The sequence below is a fragment of the Aneurinibacillus soli genome (genome assembly GCF_002355375.1).
Classification (GTDB): Bacteria; Bacillota; Bacilli; order Aneurinibacillales; family Aneurinibacillaceae; genus Aneurinibacillus; species Aneurinibacillus soli.
The window spans coordinates 2,921,987-2,940,762 of sequence record NZ_AP017312.1; the positions used below are offsets into that span (position 1 = coordinate 2,921,987).

Annotated in this window: 17 protein-coding genes; 4 read left to right on the top strand and 13 right to left on the bottom strand. The window is 47.5% G+C overall.

The annotated features are described in order from the left end of the window. Nucleotides 1-128: 128 nt before the first annotated feature. Genes CB4_RS14730 through CB4_RS14740 form a run of 3 tightly spaced genes read right to left on the bottom strand, consistent with a single transcriptional unit; the run spans nt 129 to nt 3,880 of the window. Nucleotides 129-3,053 (bottom strand): ATP-binding protein, encoded by a 2,925-nt coding sequence (locus CB4_RS14730; RefSeq protein ID WP_172890887.1) that lies wholly within the window; start codon nt 3,051-3,053, stop codon nt 129-131. Further along, nucleotides 3,019-3,480: a chemotaxis protein CheX gene (locus tag CB4_RS14735; protein WP_096466516.1), complete on the bottom strand. Its 462-nt coding sequence runs from the start codon at nt 3,478-3,480 to the stop codon at nt 3,019-3,021. The genes CB4_RS14730 and CB4_RS14735 overlap by 35 nt, the downstream gene beginning before the upstream one ends. Nucleotides 3,481-3,517: 37 nt before the next feature. Beyond that, nucleotides 3,518-3,880: a response regulator gene (locus CB4_RS14740; RefSeq protein WP_096466517.1), complete on the bottom strand. Its 363-nt coding sequence runs from the start codon at nt 3,878-3,880 to the stop codon at nt 3,518-3,520. A 276-nt stretch (nt 3,881-4,156) separates the two neighbouring features. Between CB4_RS14740 and CB4_RS14745 the strand changes: the two genes are divergently transcribed. Beyond that, nucleotides 4,157-4,360, top strand: a complete 204-nt coding sequence (locus tag CB4_RS14745; protein WP_096466518.1) for a hypothetical protein — start codon at nt 4,157-4,159, stop codon at nt 4,358-4,360. Between the two features lie 40 nt (nt 4,361-4,400). Here the strand turns inward: CB4_RS14745 and CB4_RS14750 are convergent, their stop codons facing one another. From CB4_RS14750 to recA, 8 genes are all read right to left on the bottom strand, one after another. Then, entirely contained in the window at nt 4,401-4,985 is a 585-nt protein-coding gene (locus tag CB4_RS14750) for a tRNA 5-(aminomethyl)-2-thiouridylate-methyltransferase MnmM (protein ID WP_231956029.1), read from the bottom strand. After that, entirely contained in the window at nt 4,982-5,719 is a 738-nt protein-coding gene (locus CB4_RS14755) for an MBL fold metallo-hydrolase (protein ID WP_096466519.1), read from the bottom strand. Before CB4_RS14755 ends, CB4_RS14750 begins: the two co-directional genes overlap by 4 nt. Nucleotides 5,720-5,804: 85 nt before the next feature. Continuing rightward, entirely contained in the window at nt 5,805-6,671 is an 867-nt protein-coding gene (locus CB4_RS14760; RefSeq protein WP_096466520.1) for a 2-oxoacid:ferredoxin oxidoreductase subunit beta, read from the bottom strand. Nucleotide 6,672: 1 nt separating this feature from the next. Then, nucleotides 6,673-8,409 carry a 2-oxoacid:acceptor oxidoreductase subunit alpha gene (locus tag CB4_RS14765; RefSeq protein ID WP_096466521.1) on the bottom strand — a complete coding sequence of 579 codons (1,737 nt, stop codon included), beginning with the start codon at nt 8,407-8,409 and terminating at the stop codon, nt 6,673-6,675. Between the two features lie 545 nt (nt 8,410-8,954). Continuing rightward, a complete protein-coding gene (locus tag CB4_RS14770) occupies nt 8,955-9,215 on the bottom strand; it encodes a stage V sporulation protein S (RefSeq protein WP_057899231.1) in 261 nt (86 codons plus the stop codon). A 148-nt stretch (nt 9,216-9,363) separates the two neighbouring features. Continuing rightward, complete coding sequence (gene rny / locus CB4_RS14775) at nt 9,364-10,905, bottom strand: ribonuclease Y (RefSeq protein ID WP_096466522.1); 1,542 nt, start codon at nt 10,903-10,905, stop codon at nt 9,364-9,366. 213 nt (nt 10,906-11,118) lie between these two features. Beyond that, nucleotides 11,119-11,802, bottom strand: coding sequence for a RecX family transcriptional regulator (locus tag CB4_RS14780; protein ID WP_096466523.1), 684 nt, complete (start codon nt 11,800-11,802; stop codon nt 11,119-11,121). Nucleotides 11,803-11,878: 76 nt separating this feature from the next. Beyond that, nucleotides 11,879-12,934 carry a recombinase RecA gene (gene recA / locus CB4_RS14785; protein WP_096466524.1) on the bottom strand — a complete coding sequence of 352 codons (1,056 nt, stop codon included), beginning with the start codon at nt 12,932-12,934 and terminating at the stop codon, nt 11,879-11,881. Nucleotides 12,935-13,200: 266 nt separating this feature from the next. On the opposite strand from recA, the gene CB4_RS14790 reads away from it, so the two are divergent. Genes CB4_RS14790 through bioA form a run of 3 tightly spaced genes read left to right on the top strand, consistent with a single transcriptional unit; the run spans nt 13,201 to nt 15,876 of the window. After that, on the top strand, nt 13,201-13,755 hold the full coding sequence (locus CB4_RS14790; RefSeq protein WP_096467767.1) for a biotin transporter BioY: 555 nt from the start codon (nt 13,201-13,203) through the stop codon (nt 13,753-13,755). Further along, a complete protein-coding gene (gene bioD / locus CB4_RS14795) occupies nt 13,752-14,486 on the top strand; it encodes a dethiobiotin synthase (protein WP_096466525.1) in 735 nt (244 codons plus the stop codon). The genes CB4_RS14790 and bioD overlap by 4 nt, the downstream gene beginning before the upstream one ends. A 10-nt stretch (nt 14,487-14,496) precedes the next feature. Then, nucleotides 14,497-15,876 (top strand): adenosylmethionine--8-amino-7-oxononanoate transaminase, encoded by a 1,380-nt coding sequence (gene bioA / locus CB4_RS14800; RefSeq protein WP_096466526.1) that lies wholly within the window; start codon nt 14,497-14,499, stop codon nt 15,874-15,876. 63 nt (nt 15,877-15,939) lie between these two features. Here the strand turns inward: bioA and CB4_RS14805 are convergent, their stop codons facing one another. Next, nucleotides 15,940-17,526, bottom strand: coding sequence for a DEAD/DEAH box helicase (locus CB4_RS14805; RefSeq protein WP_096466527.1), 1,587 nt, complete (start codon nt 17,524-17,526; stop codon nt 15,940-15,942). Continuing rightward, nucleotides 17,527-18,771, bottom strand: coding sequence for a competence/damage-inducible protein A (locus CB4_RS14810; protein WP_096466528.1), 1,245 nt, complete (start codon nt 18,769-18,771; stop codon nt 17,527-17,529). Between the last annotated feature and the right edge of the window lie 5 nt (nt 18,772-18,776).

The window sequence follows — 18,776 nt, forward strand, 5'->3', positions numbered from 1 at the left end:
CATTACCTTACGATTATACATAACTGATCTTGTAAACTCAAAAGAAAACCGTTCTTCCGATTTTACTACGCAGTATTTTATAACTATAAAAACATACCAACAGGAGGCTTCTCATCCTGTTGGTATGTTTACTGTTTCGTTTCGATTCCAAGTAACTTCTCCATCGTGGTTAGGAAATCAGGGAGATGCAGCGGCTTTGTTATGTATTCCGCAAATCCTGCCGCTTTTCCCCGAGCGACTTCCCGTGGCATAGCATGCGCACTAATCGCCACGACTGGAATATGTTTCGTATTCGGATATGCACGAAGACGACGAAGCGCTTCGTATCCGTTCATCCCAGGCAAATGCAGATCGAGTAGAATTACATGTGGTTCATGCACCTGTGCTAATTCCATGCCAAGTTCCGCATCTGAGGCACAGAGCACTTCTACGTCCGGGTAGCGACTAAGCACACGGGATATGAGCATAAGATTAGCCGAATTGTCTTCAATATATAGCACCTTACGCAGTGGCAGATGTACATGGCTACGATTTCTTGGCAGTTTTGCTTCGTTGGCATTCACATGCTTCAATGACACGCTTTCACAGCGGCACAGATCAATCCAGAAGTCACTTCCCACTCCTGGCGTACTACGAACCTGTACGTCCCCATTCATCAAGCGAGCCAGCTGACGAGCGATCGTCAGTCCGATCCCTGTCCCTTCAATCCCTTCCTGCTCCCCACGCTGAAATGATTCAAAAATCACCGACTTCTGCACATCGGTAATGCCACACCCGGTATCCGATACCGTAATGCGTACCCAGTCCGGCTGCGGTTCTTCCACACTTACCGTAATCAAGCCACCGTCCTGATTGTATTTCACCGCATTTGACAATAAATTCAGTAAAATCTGCTTAAGCCGAATCCGGTCAGCCATCACAACAGCCAGTTCGGGCGAAAGCTCGTACCGAATCGTACAAGTGATGCTTCGCCGATCAGCCAACGGCGCGATCAGTGCTGTACATTCCTGCAGAAGTAAGTCAACGTCTACGGGCTCAAGCATGATGGATGTTTTACCAGCTTCAATCCGCGCCAGATCCAGTACATCATCAATTAAATCAAGCAGATGATTTCCTGCTTTCAAAATCTCTTCTACACTTTGCTGCTGCGACGATGTAAGGGTTTCATGCGGATGATATTCCAATAGCTGAGCGAATCCGAGAATTGCATTCATCGGCGTGCGCAACTCATGACTCATACTCGATAAAAACTGGGATTTAGCAAGGCTTGCTTTCTCGGCTTCTTCCCGCGCCAGAATCAGCAACTGCTCCATCTGCTTCTTCTCGGTAATATCACGCACAAGCGCTGATACCGTCCGTTTCATCCCGGTTCGGTTAAACACGGGCGCAATTCGTGTTTGGAACCAGCGTCGCCCCCATGGAACCGTAAGTTCCTGTTCGAGCACTTCAGGCTGTCCACTAGTCAGCACACGTAGCACAGCTTCCTGCATCACCCGACCCGGCTCTTCTCCAATCCGATCCGTCAGTTTCTTGCCGATAATCTCCTCATACTTCATCCAGTGCGTCCATACGTTCACATACACACCGTCTTCATCAATCTCAAAGATAATATCGTCAATCGATTGCAAAAGTGCCTGCAAATCCTGCTCGCGTTCCTCGAGTTCGTGCCGTGCTTCACCGAGGCGCTCCCCCATTCCGGCAATCAACTGTTCCGCATCATGCAACTCCGCAATCTCTGATCCAGCAGACTCCTGCCTATATTTTCCCTGTCCGATACGCCGTACCATATCATTCATTCGTGTAAGAGGATGCAACAAACGACTACTCATCTGACCAGCCTGATAATACTGCCGAATGAAAAATCCGACATAAAACACGAAAAGGCCAGCTAACATCCACATTCCTACCTGCATCAGCTCAGAACCGAGGCGATTTGCTTCCATGTATATACTTTGCTCAGGCGTATAAATAAGTAAGCGCCAGCCTGTACCAGGGATCGTTTCCCAGGCTAAGAGTCGGTTTTTCCCATTGATATCTACATGGGTAATGCCACTTTTCTCCGCCTGCACAAGCTTACGTACAACAGGAAAATCAGGATGATCCTGTAAAAAACTGTAGGATGGCGCCGAGGTTCCAGCTTTCTCCCAGTCCTTGACCCCTCTGTCTGAGAGAGCCAATACTGCACCATCACGCCCAAGAAGCATTCCATATCCATCCCATGGAATGTCAAGATTCAGTACATAGCGAGAAATCGTATTCAGCGTTACGTCCAGACCTACAACCCCTTCTAGCCTATCTCTGTAATATACAGGAAACAGACAAGATGTCATCCAACCCTTCCCAGCCAGATCGAGATACGTATTGGTCCAGCGTACATGCCGCTGTGGATTGTGCTTCTGGTCTGCTTCATAATAAAAGCTATGCGAGGTAAAGTCCATCCCATATTGAAATCGCTTTCTTACATCCAGATATGGATATAAAACCGCTAATGAATCATGGTCTGTGTAGTATACCCAGGTAAGCATCGGTTGCGACTTCTGAACATGCTTAAAAAGCGGCTGTAGCTGTAAAAGCTGCGCCACTTTTTGTTTCCCGGTGTCGGTAACAGGCGTGTGTCCACTATAAAAAACTGCTACCCCACCGCCATCAGCGCGGTCCCTCACAGTATAATACGATCCATTTGGTTGCTGCACAAGACGAGAGGCGTCATCAGCAGACAGAGAAGGGGCTGGCTCCGCCAGCCTATACTCGATCTGCCGATGCAGCACATCTCCGAGTGATTCAATGCCAGAAAGCTGTTGTTCCATTCGGTTTGCCTCACGATGGGCAATCCGCTGTAGCTCTTCATCTGCATTTTTCTTGCTATGTATAATGGTCTGCTCTTTCGTCCATATACCCGATAAAAAATACAGCCCCACAAAAAGCAATTCCACCAGCACAAGCGGAATAAGAGCCGTTCGTATATACGACTTCCATATCCAGCGAAATAGGGGAATGGGGGGATCCTGCTTGGAGCCCTTACTGCGGCGTGCTGATATGAACCATGATTTCATACTCATTATCAATGCCAAACGGGATGCTAATAAACTTGTTGACAGAACGGAATCGGCTTTCTCCCTCATTAATAATCGGTGGAGTAATGTTTACATCCGTGTACCCGCTGTTTGTAAGCTCGGTACAGCAAGCGGCTCCCACCCAGTTTCCAAATTCAGAAAAGGCACTCCAGCCCATATCATCAATCTCAACAATTTCCATACCACCATACATTTTACCAATAATGGCGCAAACCGTAGCAGTTGACATCCCCATGATTAGCTCTGCTTTAATGGAACCTGTTACACCGACAATAACAGATACTTGCCCGGATAATACAGGATTCACCTGTAATGTCGGTTTACCGGCGTTAACTTGCATTCCTAGATGATTTTCCAGGACGCTACGTGTCCCGGACAAAATGGCATTAATTTGATTGGCTTGCATACTCCCCCACCCTCCACCTATTTCTCTTTACAACTTGCTATCCAAGCACTTTTTTGATTGCTTCAATAACGCGATCTTCCTGGAACGGCTTTACGATAAAGTCACGCGCACCAGCCTGAATAGCCTGTACGACCATGTTTTGCTGCCCCATAGCAGAACACATAATAATTTTAGCATTCGGGTCCAGTGCTCGAATTCCTTTTACGGCTTCGATTCCATCCATCTCTGGCATTGTAATATCCATTGTGACCAGATCAGGGTTAACCTGCTTGTATTTCTCAACTGCTTCCAGACCATTCGCTGCTTCTTCTGCTACTGTATATCCATGCTTTGTAAGAAATCCTTTAATCATCATTCGCATGAACGATGCATCATCAACAATCATAACTCGCTTGCTCATTCATTTTCCTCCTCATTCTCCGCCTAATTTATATCATCATACAAACCGCTCAGTGTCTGTTGAAAAGGCATCATACCGTTCACTAGGAGATTATACCTATTATTTCCTAATTTTTCAACAGAAACTGGATAAAAAATTATTTTATATTACTTCAGTATGATGGCTTTTGGGGGTTTGGTCAATAACCAATCGTTGAAAATATTAACACCAATACTGCAGTACGTGGCGGATATACTACATGTACGCCCCGAAAAAACCTGGAGGTGACCGTAAGTAATGACCAATAATCATGACCTATTCAGGAACAAACGCGACTTTGCCCGTGCTGAATTTGCAACTGAGCTATACAAACCGTCAGGAAAACCGCGCGCTCGTGAAGCTCACACGCAGAAAAACCAGGACACACCACGCAATGCCGGGTTTAAAAATGTAAAGGTTCCTTTTCAGCAGAAGGCTGGTCTACCAGGCAACCGGGCATAAAATACATGAGGGATACGCATGCGTATCCCTCTTTGCTCCGTTATTTTTTTTCGATGACAATGACATAAGGCGGACGATTGTCCAGATTAATGTAATCATAGCGTAGAACAAGATACTCAGCGATCGGCAAGGACTGTGCATACGCCTCAATCTGTGCCGCTTCCTCCTCGCCTCCTTCGTGTCCGCGATAAATGACAAGTACAATCATTCCACCGCACGCAAGCTTCTCACGCGCAGCCTGTACCGCTTCAAGGGTAGATTTTGCCTGTGTAATCATGGTCTTGTCCGAGCCTGGCAGATAGCCGAGATTAAACACAGCAGCCTGTATTTCCTCCTTAATCTGAGCTATCTCAGTATGGGAAGCATGATGCAGCTGCACCCTCTCTTCTACCCCCGCATTGGCAAGCCTTTCTGCTGTAGCAGCTAATGCTTGCTCCTGTACATCATAGGCATGTACGAGGCCATTCTCTCCAACCAGTTGCGCTAAAAACAGCGTATCATGCCCGTTCCCTGCTGTCGCATCCACAACCGTATCTCCTGATCGCACACGCCCCACAAGTAGTTGATGCGCCATCTCTGTAATGCGGGGCAGACGCTCCCGCCTCTCCTCTACCTTCTGTTTCATAGTTCAATCACCTGTCCAATCTGAGCTAGTTCCCAGACGCCGCTATATCCGCCAGATGCCGCATCCTGTCTATATTGCTCCCGTTCCATATCAGGCGACTGGTGCGTAATCAATAGCCGTTTGGCCTTGATCTGCGCAGCCACTATAGCAGCTTCCCGCGCCGATAGATGGCTGCGTTTGCCTGTCGGTACACGATCACTCGTAAACGTTCCTTCACAAATAAACAGATCACAGCCATGGGCAAACTCCCAGTTCGTATCCGGTCCGGAGTCAGCTCCATATACAATCGTATGTGTGCCGTCGGTTATATGCATCGCATGACAAAGTGGTGGATGTGCAGTCTGGTAAAAGGTAATATCCACACCTGCCATACGAATCGTCTGTCCCTGCCTAACCTCATGCAGACGGGTATAGTGCTGGTAGGTCATTTTCTCGGCCCAAGATTTCGGCTCAGCTGGTCCGTATACGGGAAGCACCCGGTTTTCTCTACCCATAACCGATGCCATCAGCACACCATATTGCACAATTGGTACATCACATACATGATCATGATGATAATGAGAAAGCAGAACAGCATCCAGTTCTTCTATTCGTATGTAGTTCATAAGTTTAGCATAAACGCCACTCCCACAATCGATAAGCAGCTTGCCACTCCCCGTATCAAGCAAATACCCTGCTGTTGCTCCATTCGGACCGGGTGCAGGAGATTGATAGCCCAGAACAGTCAGCTTCATATTGATCCTCCTTTCAAACCGTTTCTTCTTTATGATAGCAAAAAACACCGATCCCTCAAAACGAGGAATCGGTGTTGTTGTTTTCTTACATAAATTCAGCCATAAGCTTCTGGAAACGATCTTCTGTAATAGTCAGATCCTGTTTCACAAGACCTTCTTCACGGAAGCCTGGTACAAGTGCTTCATATGGCTTACGCTCAGTGTTCTGATAGATCAGGCCATTTACGAGACCCTCTGTTTCCATCAGGATACGCATTGCCGCAATGCGGTCATGCGCATCGTAGCCTTCAACGTCGCTCAGGTTTTTCACATGATCCTTGAACCAATCGTATGTGTTTACTTTATTGAATGTTACACAAGGACTGAATACGTTAACGAGAGAGAAACCTTCGTGCTGAATCGCTTGCTCAATCAAGCTAGTCATGCCTTTAAGGTCGCTCGACAATGTTTGCCCAACGAATGTAGCACCAGCTGCCATTGCCAGCTCAAGTGCATGCATCGGACGCTCAATAGAACCTTTTGGCGTAGACTTCGTAACAAATCCTTCTTCAGAACGAGGAGATGTCTGGCCTTTTGTCAGACCGTAAATATGGTTATCCATAACGATGTACGTAATGTTCATGTTACGGCGAATTGCATGGATAGTGTGGCTCATACCGATCGCGAAGCCATCACCGTCCCCACCGGATGCGATAACAGTCAGTTCGCGATTTGCCATTTTAACACCCTGTGCAATCGGAAGGGAACGGCCATGTATACCGTGCACACCGTATGCATTGATGTAGCCGGAAATACGTCCTGAACAACCGATACCAGAAATAACAGCAAGGTTCTCAGGCTCTAGACCTACACTCGCAGCAGCACGCTGAATCGCTGCCTGCACGGAGAAGTCTCCACACCCCGGGCACCAGTTCGGTTTTACGCTATTGCGGAAGTCTTTAAACGTTGCCATATTAGAACAGCTCCTTGCATTTATTATAGATCTCACCAGGCAAGAATGGGTTACCGTCGTATTTCAGAATGCTTTCGATTTTCTCTGCCATTCCTACATGCAGCTTGACCTGATCAGTCAGTTGGCCAGTTGCATTATGCTCAATGACGATAACTTTTTTCGCTTTTTCCATCAGTTCCTTCATTTCTTGAGCCGGGAACGGATGGATCAGACGAACGTGAGCCTGATTCACTTTTTTGCCATCAGCTTCAAGACGCTCTTTTGCTTCAGTAATCGTGCCGCGTATACCACCCATACCGACTACGAGCACATCCGCTTCTTCATGAGCAGCTTCCTTCCAAACCGGAGTATCCACTTTCAGGTTATCGAGTTTACGGAAACGTTTGTCCATTTGTTTTGTACGGACGATTGGATCTTCCGTCGGACGGCCTGTTTCTGTATGCTCTACGCCTGTTACATGGTGAATGCCGTATTTTTGTCCTGGAATAACGCGCGGTGATACGCCGTCTTCTGTTACTTCATAACGCTTGAACATTTCAACATCTGTTTCTGGAAGTTCTTGTCCGCCCATGAATTTACCGCGACGAATTTGTACACGGTTCATATCAAGCGGTTCAACAGACTGTTTACCAAGCGAAAGTTGCAGGTCTGTCAGCAAAATAACTGGAACTTGATATTCTTCTGCAATGTTGAATGCTTCCACTGCATCGTAGAACGCTTCTTCTGCTGTACTTGGTGCGAGCACGACTTTTGGAATCTCACCGTGTGTATTGTAGATCATTGCGTTCACATCAGATTGTTCCTGCTTCGTTGGCATACCTGTAGATGGGCCACCACGTTGCGTATTTACGATAACGATCGGTGTTTCTGTAATACCTGCAAGACCAATTGCTTCTGCCATGAGAGACAGACCAGGACCTGCGGATGCTGTCAGTGTACGAACACCAGCGTAGTTACCACCGATTGCCATCGTTACCGCAGCAATCTCATCTTCTGTCTGGATAACTGTACCGCCAAACTCTGGCAGCTTCTTAACAAGGTATTCCATAACTTCAGAAGCCGGTGTGATCGGGTATGCTGGCATGAAGCGACAACCCCCAGCAAGTGCACCCATTGCGATTGCATCGTTACCGATCATGAACAGGCGCTGTTTGCCGTCTGCCGGCTCTAAGCGCAGCTCTTCAATCGGGCCACCTGCTTCTTTATCTACGAATTCAGCCCCGCGAGCGATGGCTTCCATATTTTTCTCAACGACTTTGGCGCCTTTCTTGCCAAAGATTTCTTCTACTACGTTTTTGAATGATTCAACTGGCAGGCCGAGCAGTGCAGTAGATGCGCCAATCGCTACCATGTTTTTCATAAGAGATGTTCCCAGCTCTTCTGCAATTTCTGTGAACGGAACCGCGAACAGACGTGCAGGTGATCCTTCCGGCGCTTTCGGGCCGAATTTTGCATCTGCGATAATCACGCCGCCTTTGCCCAGCTCCGGGCTGTTTACATCAATTGTTTCCTGGTCAAACGCTACAAGGATGTCGAGAGAATCTGCAATACCTTGTGCTGGTTTTGTGCTTACACGAATTTTATTATTCGTATGTCCACCTTTAATACGAGAAGAGAAATGACGATATCCATACAGATAATAACCCAGACGGTTTAGTGCGATTGCGAAAATCTCACCCGTACTGTCAATCCCTTCACCTTGTTGTCCTCCAACTTTCCAAGAAAGTTGACTAATCATGAACTCCACCCCTTCAAGACGATAGATTGCTCGCTCTTTTCAGCTGAAAAGTGTATCAACTTTTAAACAGATACACTACAGTGTTGAGCCCTCTTCCAATCAAATAGGTCACGAACTATATGTATCTATTTAAAAATATGAACAAATTGTGTACTTCAAACTTTCCTCATTGTAGTCCTCTACGTAGTAAATTTCAACCCTTACGTTAATTTTTCTTTCAGAAATTCCACATTCACATGTAAGTTAAATAAAAGGCCGTTTTTTTTCTTCTCCCCTTGCCACACCAGCATTTATCATTGTTGTATAACAAGTTCTTACCCTGTTTTAGTACATTCTATTTTATTGTGTACGCAATCGCCTCGCTTTATAATCAAATCCCCCTATGTTTTTTGACGATTTCTTTACATTTTTATCTTGGATTTGTTTTTGAAACACATGATTTTTGACAATAAAACAGCAAAAAGAATGGCAGAATAGAAGAACGCCTTTTTATTCTTTTCGAATAAAAAGGCGTTCTTTTCTAAAAAATATGTTCCAAACCTCTGTTATCTAGGTTCAACAATCAGTTTGATTGCGGTCCGTTCTTCCCCTTCTATCATAATATCCGTAAAAGCTGGAATGCAGATTAAATCAACACCGCTCGGCGCTACAAATCCTCGTGCGATTGCGACAGCTTTAATTGCCTGATTAAGTGCTCCGGCGCCAATAGCCTGCAATTCCGCAGCCCCACGTTCCCGAAGAACGCCTGCCAAAGCACCAGCAACGGAGTTCGGGTTCGATTTTGCTGAAACTTTTAAGACTTCCATCTTGTGACCTCCTTGGATCGATTGATCATTACCATCACTACTTTATTCATAGCATGTAAAAATCATTCCATTCTTCTTACCGATCACGGGTCTAGAGGAAAAAAATGAAGGGGACTTCCGCATACTAGTACGGAAATCCCCTTCGTTTTTATTTCGCATATTCAACTGCTCGTGTTTCCCGAATGACGGTTACTTTAATATGTCCCGGGTAATCAAGCTCGTTTTCGATTTTTTTGGTGATGTCCCGTGCCAGTCTATGGGCTTCAAGATCATCAACATGTTCCGGTTTTACCATAATGCGTACTTCACGGCCCGCCTGAATCGCGTACGATTTCTCCACTCCGTCGAATGACTCGGAAATTTCTTCGAGTTTTTCCAGACGGCGAATATACGTCTCTAGTGTTTCACGGCGTGCACCCGGACGTGCAGCGGACAATGCATCTGCTGCCGCTACGAGCATCGCAATTACAGATGTCGGTTCACAGTCGCCATGATGAGAGGCAATACTGTTAATTACAACCGGATGCTCTTTGTATTTCTTCGCTAATTCTACCCCAATCTCAACATGGGAACCTTCTACTTCATGATCGATCGCCTTGCCGATGTCATGCAGGAGACCTGCACGCTTGGCAAGCATCTGGTCTTCTCCAAGCTCAGCTGCCATCAACCCGCACAGATGTGCGACTTCCATGGAATGCTTAAGCACGTTCTGTCCATAGCTTGTGCGGAATTTAAGTCGACCCAGAATCTTAATCAGATCAGGGTGCAGACCATGAATTCCGGTCTCAAAGGTAGCTTGCTCACCGTATTCGCGGATGCGTTCATCCACTTCACGGCGCGCTTTTTCCACCATTTCCTCAATACGGGCCGGATGAATACGTCCATCCGCCACCAGCTTCTCCAGCGCGGTTCGTGCAATTTCGCGACGAACGGGATCAAAACCGGACAAAATAACCGCTTCCGGTGTATCATCAATGATTAAGTCGATACCAGTCAGAGTTTCAAGCGCCCGAATGTTGCGGCCTTCTCGACCAATAATCCGGCCTTTCATCTCATCATTTGGCAGGGAGACAACGGAAACAGTCGTTTCCGCCACATGATCGGCAGCACAGCGCTGGATTGCCGTCGTAATAATCTCACGCGCTTTCTTGTCTGCCTCTTCTTTTGCTCGCTGTTCAATTTCTTTCGCAAGCATTGCGGCTTCATGCCGTACTTCGGCTTCCACCTGTTGAAGAATAATCTCACGCGCTTCTTCCTGTGTCAAATTCGAGATGCGCTCTAGTTCGGTAACCTGAGATGTGAGAAGCTCTTCGGCTTTCACATGCATCTGGTTGATGGATTGTTCACGGCGCTCGAGTTCTACTTCCTTACGCTCGTACTGCTCCATCTTCCGGTCGAGAGACTCTTCTTTCTGGAGAAGGCGTTTCTCCTGACGCTGACTCTCATTCCGGCGTTCACGCAGCTCTTTCTCAGCATCGGTTCGTAGCTTATGGACTTCGTCTTTCGCTTCGAGCACTTTCTCTTTACGAAGTGCTTCTGCTTCCTTCTCGGCATTCTCTACGATCTGACGAGCAGCCTGTTCAGCGCTCGAAATTTTTGCTTCGGCTAACGATTTACGAACAACGTAACCAATTCCCGCTCCGACCGCCAGAGATGCAAGTGCGATAAGAATTACAATTTCTATTGTCATTTTTTCTGTCACCTCCTTGCATCTGAGGTCTTGTTTCAATTGTGTACTTTTTACATTACAAGGTTCAGTAAAAACGAAACCGTTCACACGGCTTCTGTGTGTTTCATAAAACCTTATTGCAATCAGATGCATATTCACCCTTAAAGCAAATATACATTTTTATTTTGCCATCATGACGCAAGAATGTCAAGATTGGGCAGGGATCCCCATACTTTATAAACCATCTTTTTCCTCGTAGAGACAGTGGAGCACCCGATTAATCGTATCCAGTGGAAATCCTTTGCGCTGCAAAAATGGACCGGTTTTGTTCCTCATCTCGGCATACGATGCAAACGTACGGCGGGCGTTTTTCTTCCTGGCACATGTGAGGCAGGCTTCGTATTCCTCATCACGGTCAAGCTCATTCAGCGCCTCTTCGATCAGACGCTTGTCCACTCCTTTATGCTGCAATTCCTGCTGAAGCAGGTGACGCCCACGCGGTTTCAGGCGCATACGCTCCTCAATCCATTGCCTGGCATACAACCCGTCATCGAGATACTTCCGCTCGACAAATCGCCCCACGATCTCAACTGCTACATCATCAGGAAATCCTTTGCCGAGTAAATACAGCCGCATCTCTTCCATCGTACGGGGTCTAAGCCCGACGTAGCACAGCGCATACTGTTCGGCACGGCTGCGTTCTTCTGCCTCAAGCAACTCTCGCATATCCTCTTCATCGAGCTCAGCTCCTTTTGTAAGCCGATATTTAATCAGTACATCTTCATGGAGCGCAAAGGCGTACTCTTCATTGATGTACACATTGATGCGCTGCTTATTTCGCTTCTGCCGCTCCAATCGCGTAATGCGGCCTGGATTATGCTGCACTTCTTCCTGCTCCAGATGCTCTGGCTCCTCCATTCTCTTCGGCCTCCTCCCGGTCTGATGTCAAACAAAAAGCCGCCCGATGAACAGGCAGCTTCTCTGATACAGCTTTTTATTCGAGATCAAGCGAAAACGCTTCATCTTCACGATCCTGATCAGCCGGAGGCACAACGGCCTCCTGATCGAGCGCATAATGATCTCGAATCTTTATCTCGATCGAATGCGCAATGTCCGGGTTCTCTTTCAAGAACTGTTTCGAATTCTCACGTCCCTGTCCGAGACGCTCTTCATTATACGAATACCAGGCACCACTCTTATTCACAATATCAAGCTCTGTACCGATATCAAGCAGACTGCCTTCTCGGGAGATCCCTTCTCCGTACATAATGTCTACTTCGCCGATTTTAAACGGCGGCGCCACTTTATTTTTTACAACTTTAATTTTCGTGCGGTTACCGACCATGTCATTTCCCTGCTTTAACGTCTCTACACGGCGCACATCGAGGCGCACACTCGAATAGAATTTCAAGGCACGTCCACCCGGTGTTGTCTCCGGATTACCAAACATCACGCCAACTTTTTCACGAAGCTGGTTGATGAAGACCGCAATTGTTTTGGACTTGTTAATCGCACCAGCAAGTTTGCGAAGCGCCTGTGACATCAGACGCGCCTGTAAACCGACGTGAGAATCTCCCATATCGCCCTCGATTTCTGCTTTTGGAACGAGCGCAGCTACCGAGTCGACCACAATAATATCGACTGCACCAGAGCGAACGAGTGCTTCCGCAATCTCAAGCGCCTGCTCCCCTGTGTCTGGCTGGGACAAAAGAAGTTCATCGATGTTAACACCGAGCTTACTTGCATATATCGGATCCAACGCATGTTCTGCATCAATAAACGCAGCTGTGCCGCCCGTTTTCTGTACTTCTGCGATTGCATGCAACGCTACTGTCGTCTTACCAGATGATTCCGGACCATAAATCTCAATAATACGGCCACGCGGATAACCGCCAATCCCTAATGCAATATCAAGAGCGATAGAGCCGCTCGATACAACAGATACCTGATGGCTTGCAGCGACCTCCCCTAATTTCATAACAGAACCTTTACCAAATTGTTTCTCGATCTGACGAAGTGCCTGATCAAGTGCCGCCTTGCGATCGGACAAAGCAATCGCTCCTTCCTCTATATCAATATCATATTAATTAACCAACTGATGTACTCTCATTTTACCTCTTTTCTACCCAGTTGCCAAGCTTTTTTCACGAACATTTATTCGCTTATTGCAGAAAATTTGAATTTTTTACCATTTAAATGTTAACTAATTTTATTTTTAAGTTGACAAAAGGATCGGTGATTTTTATGCTAAAAAAGAATTTACTTGAAAAGGAGGCAATTGACTTGACTACCCGTTCGACTCTTCCGGCTACCGGAATGGTACTGGCCGCGATGTTTGCCGCACTCACAGCTGTAGGTGCTTTCATCAAAGTACCTGTACCAGTCGTCCCATTTACGCTACAAGTTCTATTCGTCTATTTTGCAGGCTCTTTACTCGGAAGCCGGCTTGGATTTATAAGCCAGCTTGTATACATAGCAATTGGCCTAGCAGGAGTTCCTGTATTCACAGAAGGCGGTGGCATTGGCTACATACTCAAGCCTACGTTTGGCTATCTCATTGGATTTGCATGTGCCGCCTACATTATCGGGCGCATGATCGAGGCAAAACCTGCACCGCGTCTGCGTGATTTTATGCTGGCTCATTTTACCGGCCTTGCTCTCGTATATCTAGCCGGTACTTCCTATCTGTATGTAGCCATGAATTTTATCTCGAACACTCCTTTTACTCTCTGGCAAACATTCAAGTACGGTTTCGTGTTAGCCGTTCCGGGAGACATTATCCTTTGCCTGTTCGCTTCGGTTATCGCCGCCCGGGTGCATCGTCAGCTCGCCCCGTTTCGGGCACGAATGAAAGGAACGATGCAAGCATGAGTACACACGGCTTATTCATTACCGGAACCGATACCGGAGTCGGCAAAACACTCGCCACTGCCTGTCTGACTGCCCTATTGACTGAATCAGGGATAAATGCGATCCCTTATAAACCAGTACAGAGCGGGGGCATTGCGACGGGGGCTGGCTTACTTGCAGAAGATGTTCTATTTTACCAAGATGTTTGTGACCTGCCGCACACCCAATCACAACTATGTAGCTATTGCCTCGAACCGGCCTTCTCCCCTCATCTGGCAGCGCGAGAAACCGGTGTGCACATCGATCCTGCTCGCATACGCGCACAATTCCATCAGCTTACCCGCTCACATGATGTTGTACTCGTCGAAGGAGCAGGGGGACTCGCTGTACCGATTGCAGAGACCGACAGCGGATTGTACATGACGATTGATCTCGTTCGCGAGCTACGCCTTCCGCTTCTGCTCGTTACGCATGCAGGACTTGGCACGATTAATCATACGGTACTAACCGTTGAATATGCCCGCTCTCATCAGCTTACGATCATTGGGCTTCTAATCAATCGGATGCCCGATGTGCCAACGATCATGCAACAAGATAACATACGAATGATCGAAAAACTAACCGGCATTCCTGTACTCGGAATCATTCCTGAACTAACAGATGCGAGTCCATTTGGTGTTCGACAGGCATGGTCAGATCTTACACGACACATCAAGATTGAAACGATTCTTCAGAAAATAAAAGCGGAATAAGGAGCGTACTATGACATACACATTCGCTGAACTAGATAAATGGGATAAGGACTATGTCTGGCATCCGTTTACCCAGATGAAAACATACCGGCAGGAACGCCCGCTTATTATTGAACGTGGCAACGGCAGTTATCTGTATGATATAGAAGGAAACCGCTATTTAGATGGGTATTCATCACTCTGGGTGAATGTTCATGGCCACAATCATCCCGAGTTGAATCAAGCTCTCACAGATCAGGCCGCACACATCGCGCATTCTACTTTACTTGGAGCCGCGAATGTTCCTTCGATTCTACTTGCCAAGAAACTGGTGGAGCTAACACCGGCTGGACTAGACAAAGTATTTTATTCGGATTCTGGCTCTACTTCGGTAGAAATCGCACTAAAAATGGCTTACCAGTATTGGAAGCTAAAAGACGCGGAACGGTATGCGGACAAAAATAAGTTTATTTCCTTACGCGAAGCGTACCATGGGGATACAATCGGTTCGGTTAGCGTAGGTGGAATGGACACCTTCCATACGATTTTTAAGCCGCTGTTGTTCGAACGCATCGAGATGCCTGCTCCCTACACCTATCGCATGACAGCAGACAATGACCCAGAAACATGCAAAGTTCATTGCTTAACCGAACTCGAAGCAATTCTGCGCGAGCATCATGAAGAAATCGCCGGGCTGATTATCGAGCCGCTTGTACAGGGGGCAGCCGGTATGTTGACGGCTCCAGATGGGTTTTTGCATGGTGTGCGTGAACTTTGCACCCGCTATCACGTTCTAATGATCGCAGATGAAGTGGCGGTTGGCTTCGGACGTACCGGTACATTGTTTGCTTGTGAGCAAGAAAATGTAAAACCAGATTTGATGTGTATAGCCAAAGGATTAACAGCAGGCTACCTGCCGCTTGCTGCCACACTCACGACGGATGACGTATACAGCGCGTTTCTTGGCGAGCCACATGAGCTGAAAACATTTTTCCACGGCCACACGTATACAGGCAATCAACTCGCCTGTGCTGTAGCCTTAAAAAACATCGAGCTTCTAGAACGTGACGGACTGATCGAGACGTTACCCGAAAAAATTGAATTTCTCACGCAGCGTCTTGCAGCCTTTCGTGACCTGACTCATGTAGGGGATGTTCGGCAGCGCGGCATGATGATTGGAATCGAGCTGGTGCGTGACCGGGCAGCAAAAGAAGTTTTCCCTCCGTCTCTCGGAGTCGAACACCGGGTCATTCTTCATGCCCGCCAGAATGGCGCGATCATTCGGCCACTTGGTCCTGTCATTGTGCTGATGCCCATACTGGCCATGAGTATAGACGAACTGGACGAACTGCTGACGATTACATATGAAGCGATTAAAACGGTAACGATTGAAGCAGGACAAACAATATAACGCCATAATAAAAAAAAAGGAAGCTGCTCATTCAGCTTCCTTTTTTGTATGACCTATTTAGTCTCATTTATTCCGCTTTGTGCGCGGCTTTGCCGGTTCAATGTTTACACGCTTCCCTCTCAGACGGGAATGACGCAACGCTTCATATACAAATGGCGCAATCTCCTGTGATACTTCAAGGAACGTGAAGTTCTCAAACACATCAATGCGACCAATCGCTTTGGTAGAAGCACCGACAAGCTCAGCGATCTCCTTATTCAACTCTCCTGGCTGAATATCCGCTGTTCGACCAAGATTAAGGAAGAAACGGACCATACCTTTCGAAGCTCCCGTATCCCCGAAATCATACGCTTCTTCTTCCGCAGACGATACCGATGAAGAAAATGCGAGTGAGAGCGCAGCAACCGCGATTTTCTCAGCCGGATACTCCGCCTGTAATTGCTTGATAACGTCGGCGTACGGAGTTACATCCGCCTCCCCTTCCATAAGCGCGATCAGCTGCTCTTTCCAGATGGACTGCTGACGCTCCATTACTTCTTCAAATGATGGGACAGTACGCGACTGCAACGTTGTTTTCGATACCTTCTCAATCGTACGCAACTGTTTCATCTCACGCGGCGTAACGAGTGTCATCGCAATCCCATGGCGGCCAGCCCGGCCTGTCCGGCCAATGCGGTGCACGTAACTTTCCGGATCCTGCGGGATGTCGTAGTTCACCACGTGGGAGACATTGCCTACATCGATGCCACGCGCCGCTACATCGGTTGCAATAAGCAGTTCAATGGTAGAATCGCGGAACGACTGCATCACTTTATCGCGCTGCGCCTGGCTTAAGTCACCATGCAAACCACTTGCCATATAGCCGCGCTCCTGAAGCGCTTCGGTGAGCTCATCTACGCCACGCTTCGTACGACAGAATACAATACCAAGGCCAATCTCTTCACTGTCAAGAATACGGCACAGACTCTCGAGCTTGCTTCGTTCAAACACTTTGTAATAAACCTGCTCAATGTTTGGGGCCGTCACTTCCTTGCGCGTGATCGTAACAGTTTCTGGATTGCTCATATATTTGCGAGAGAGACGCAAAATTTCCTGCGGCATCGTAGCAGAGAACAGAAGTGTCTGGCGCTCCGCTGCTGTTTCTTTAATAATCGATTCAATATCTTCCTGGAAGCCCATATCAAGCATTTCATCTGCTTCATCAAGCACCAGCATGTTTACTTGATCGAGTTTTAACGTTTTGCGGCGCAGGTGATCAAGCACCCGGCCTGGCGTGCCAATCACAACATGCACACCCTGTTTTAACGCACGAATCTGATGTCCAATGGACTGACCACCGTAGATCGGAAGTGTGTGCACCCGCTTGTACTTCGCAATTTTACGCAACTCACCGGACACTTGAATCGCCAGTTCGCGTGTCGGTGTGAGGACGATAGCCTGCACGACATTGCGGTTTGTCATTTTTTCAATTAGCGGAAGGCCAAATGCAGCTGTCTTCCCGGTTCCAGTCTGAGCTTGTCCGATCAGATCGCCACCTTCAAGAATCTTTGGAATGCATTGTTCCTGAATCGGTGACGGTTCTTCGAAGCCCATATCATGAATGGCCTGCTGAATCGTTTTGTGCAGCGCAAAATCAGAGAAATGTGCCATTTAACAACCACCCTTTTTTATTCGCTCAAGCGTCGCAAACAAAGCATGTTTAGCTGCGCGTGTCTGAATGCCCGCCCTTGTGCCAGACAGCTTTACTTCCATTACCCGTGTGCCATCCGCACCGCTTACGCCAATGTATACGAGCCCGACCGGTTTGTTTTCTCCTGCAACAGGTCCTGCTTCACCTGTAATAGAAACTCCATATGTACTACCCAAACGCAAACGCACCTCATCTGCCATAATGCGTGCCACTTCTGCACTGACTGCACCTTCTGAAGCAAGTACCTCATTCGGTACACCAAGCAGATCATTCTTTACTTGATTGGTATAGCAGATAATACTTCCACGCAAAGCAACCGAGCTGCCCGGTACAGAGGTGACCATCTGACTTATGAGTCCTCCGGTTACGCTTTCCGCGAACGCTACCGTTTCCCCACGTTCCGCGACAGCCTGCACAAGCACAGATGCAAGTGAATCGCTACCATAACCATAAATATAGGCTCCGACCCGCTTCTCGATCTGTTCTTCCACTTTTTTAATCATACGAGCCGCTTCCGCCACATCTGCAGCCCGGGCCGTCAAGCGAATGGTCACTTCCGCATCCGCTGCCAGCGGAGCAATCGTCGGGTTCGTCTGGCTGTCAATTAAGTCCATCAACTCTTCTTCGAGAGCGGATTCCCCAATTCCAAAGAAGCGAAGCACCTTCGAATGAACGACAACATTTTCATTCATGCAGGAAAGAATGTGCGGCAGCCCGTATTCAGTAAACATCGGATACAGCTCGCGCGGCGGTCCTGGCAGCATGATAATGAGCTTGTTGTTGTACTCAATTGCCATGCCTGGCGCCATGCCATGATCATTCGGCAACACGTGGCTTCCTTCCACAACAAGCGCCTGCTTGCGATTGTTTTCTGTCATCGGAATGCCGCGCCGCTCAAAATACTTCTCGATTCGGGCCATAGCCCCTGTATCTTCTACCAATGGACGTGCGACAACACGCGCCACGGTTTCTTTCGTAAGATCATCTTTTGTTGGCCCGAGTCCCCCGGAAAACAATAGTAAATCAGATCGCTCAAGCGCCTGCTCAATTACGCTGTACAGTCGTTCGGCATTATCGCCGACAACCGTATGATAGTACATGCCAACGCCAACTTCCGCCAGCTTCTGAGATAAAAACTGGGCATTCGTATTGGCAATCTGTCCGAGCAAAAGCTCTGTCCCTACCGCGATAATTTCCGCTTTCATATTGA

Excerpts from the sequence above, each read along its gene's own strand:
- CB4_RS14730 (WP_172890887.1), bottom strand. The coding sequence starts at position 3,053 with ATGAAATCATGGTTCATATCAGCACGCCGCAGTAAGGGCTCCAAGCAG.
- CB4_RS14735 (WP_096466516.1), bottom strand. The coding sequence starts at position 3,480 with ATGCAAGCCAATCAAATTAATGCCATTTTGTCCGGGACACGTAGCGTC.
- CB4_RS14740 (WP_096466517.1), bottom strand. The coding sequence starts at position 3,880 with ATGAGCAAGCGAGTTATGATTGTTGATGATGCATCGTTCATGCGAATG.
- CB4_RS14745 (WP_096466518.1), top strand. The coding sequence starts at position 4,157 with ATGACCAATAATCATGACCTATTCAGGAACAAACGCGACTTTGCCCGT.
- CB4_RS14750 (WP_231956029.1), bottom strand. The coding sequence starts at position 4,985 with ATGAAACAGAAGGTAGAGGAGAGGCGGGAGCGTCTGCCCCGCATTACA.
- CB4_RS14755 (WP_096466519.1), bottom strand. The coding sequence starts at position 5,719 with ATGAAGCTGACTGTTCTGGGCTATCAATCTCCTGCACCCGGTCCGAAT.
- CB4_RS14760 (WP_096466520.1), bottom strand. The coding sequence starts at position 6,671 with ATGGCAACGTTTAAAGACTTCCGCAATAGCGTAAAACCGAACTGGTGC.
- CB4_RS14765 (WP_096466521.1), bottom strand. The coding sequence starts at position 8,409 with ATGATTAGTCAACTTTCTTGGAAAGTTGGAGGACAACAAGGTGAAGGG.
- CB4_RS14770 (WP_057899231.1), bottom strand. The coding sequence starts at position 9,215 with ATGGAAGTCTTAAAAGTTTCAGCAAAATCGAACCCGAACTCCGTTGCT.
- rny (WP_096466522.1), bottom strand. The coding sequence starts at position 10,905 with ATGACAATAGAAATTGTAATTCTTATCGCACTTGCATCTCTGGCGGTC.
- CB4_RS14780 (WP_096466523.1), bottom strand. The coding sequence starts at position 11,802 with ATGGAGGAGCCAGAGCATCTGGAGCAGGAAGAAGTGCAGCATAATCCA.
- CB4_RS14790 (WP_096467767.1), top strand. The coding sequence starts at position 13,201 with ATGGTACTGGCCGCGATGTTTGCCGCACTCACAGCTGTAGGTGCTTTC.
- bioD (WP_096466525.1), top strand. The coding sequence starts at position 13,752 with ATGAGTACACACGGCTTATTCATTACCGGAACCGATACCGGAGTCGGC.
- bioA (WP_096466526.1), top strand. The coding sequence starts at position 14,497 with ATGACATACACATTCGCTGAACTAGATAAATGGGATAAGGACTATGTC.
- CB4_RS14805 (WP_096466527.1), bottom strand. The coding sequence starts at position 17,526 with ATGGCACATTTCTCTGATTTTGCGCTGCACAAAACGATTCAGCAGGCC.
- CB4_RS14810 (WP_096466528.1), bottom strand. The coding sequence starts at position 18,771 with ATGAAAGCGGAAATTATCGCGGTAGGGACAGAGCTTTTGCTCGGACAG.